Below are 1,811 nucleotides of genomic sequence, written 5' to 3' on the forward strand. Positions count from 1 at the left end.
CGTTCGACGCCCGAGCCTTTCATGGCGACGACGAAGCGTATCCGCGATACCAAGCGGGCGTCCATCCGATGGACGCCGCGCCGGTCGGCATTGCAGTGCGTGGCGGGGCAGCAACGGTTGACCGAGTCAAAATTGATCGCGACAAGTATTACGTCGCCACCGACAACAGCTCGTTCGGCATCTTTGACTACGACATGAACGAGCTTTACCGACTCGCACAGCAAAACGTCAGCTTTCAAGACATCCAAGACGTGATGGCGCGTCCTGAACTGTGGGAACAATTTCCCGTCTGGCAAACACGCCGCAAGGTGACGTTTCGCTTAGAAGAAAATCAATTCTTTCCGATGGGCGACAATAGCCCCGAAAGTCTGGACGCGCGCTGTTGGGCTGGAACCAAACTGGGTGCCCGACTGCCCGACCGTTTCCGCGATCAAGCCTACGCGTTCGCCGATGCGTCCTACGTCCCACGCGATTTGTTGGTCGGCAAGGCACTGATGGTGTTTTGGCCGCACCCCTGGAATTCGCCCGTCCCCTTCACTCCCAATTTCGACCGCTTCCGATTCATACGCTAGCGCCGGCACTGGCACTGGCTGGTCATCAATCATTCTCGAAACGGATTTCAAGTGCGATGAGTATCGATCACGATGAGCCCACGACGGTTCTGGAAGCTATCGATTTGCAAAAGACCTACGGCAGACGCCGCGTCGTCGACGGGGTCAATTTGCACGTCGGCAAGGCGGAGATCGTCGGATTGTTGGGCCCCAACGGAGCCGGCAAGTCGACCAGTTTCCGGATGATCTGCGGAATGATCCAACCCGATCGCGGCCGGGTTTATCTGGACGGACGCGATGTCACCGATTGGCCGATGTTTCGCCGCGCCCGTGATGGACACATGGGCTATCTGCCCCAAGAACCCAGCGTGTTCAAGAAGCTGACGGTGGAACAAAACATCTCGGCGTTGTTGGAACTGCTCGGGATGGACCGCAAGCAACGCAAAATCCGAACCCAAGAATTGCTCGAAGAGTTCAACATCACCCATATCCGCAAGAGTCGCGCGGCGGGATTAAGCGGCGGCGAACGACGCCGGCTGGAGATCGCTCGGTGCCTGGTTTCGGATCCCAAGATCGTGATGTTGGACGAGCCGTTTGCGGGGATCGACCCGGTCACGGTGCAATCGATCCAGGGCGTGATCAAGCAACTGCGTGATTCGGGAATCAGCGTTTTGATTACCGATCATGCGGCTCGCGAAATCTTGGGCACGGTGGACCGCTGCTACGTGATCTACCAAGGTCAAGTTTTGATCGACGGGACGCCCGAGGAAGTGAAACGACACCCCAAGGTCCGCGAAGAGTACTTAGGGGACATGGACGGGGCCGAGCGTATGGCCGAGGCGATCGACCCGCTGCCCACACACGCGCCCACAAACGCCCCCACCGCCGTCGCCGCAGCCCCCGCAAACGTCCATCCGGCTCAAGAAAAGTCCCCCGTGCCACCACCACACTTCCGTCAAAAACGTGCCCTGCGGCGACGCACGAATGTTTCGGATGTGTGACTGATCACTACGCTTCTTTCCACAAAACGACAAGCAAGCTTGTTGAAGATCTGTTGGGGAGAAGCGTGCCATTTCCGTCAGGAATTGAATCGGCATCCCGAATGGGACGTCGATTGTATTACTGAGCGACTTTTGGGCAAGCACCGCTCTGCGGTGCACACCGCAGGGAACGTCGATTGTATAAGTGACGGATTTGATCTTAGCGGAAGGCGCGAAGACTTTTGCGGCATGAACCCTCTCTGGCGTTTGCTTGCTGCGC

The 1,811-nt window shown here is 57.8% G+C and carries 2 protein-coding genes; both read left to right on the forward strand.

All coding sequences use genetic code 11. The features are described from left to right. On the forward strand, positions 1–572 hold a 572-nt coding region (locus tag ABX749_RS31625), incomplete at its 5' end, for a S26 family signal peptidase (RefSeq protein ID WP_372899543.1). A gap of 56 nt (positions 573–628) precedes the next feature. Further along, entirely contained in the window at positions 629–1,552 is a 924-nt protein-coding gene (lptB, locus tag ABX749_RS31630) for an LPS export ABC transporter ATP-binding protein (RefSeq protein WP_372899544.1), read from the forward strand. Positions 1,553–1,811 lie beyond the last annotated feature (259 nt).

The sequence above is a fragment of the Stieleria sp. genome, from assembly GCF_041595215.1.
Lineage (GTDB): Bacteria > Planctomycetota > Planctomycetia > Pirellulales > Pirellulaceae > Stieleria > Stieleria magnilauensis.

What these genes read in the sequence shown, in the direction of transcription:
- lptB (WP_372899544.1), top strand. Translation starts at nt 629, where the DNA reads ATGAGTATCGATCACGATGAGCCCACGACGGTTCTGGAAGCTATCGAT.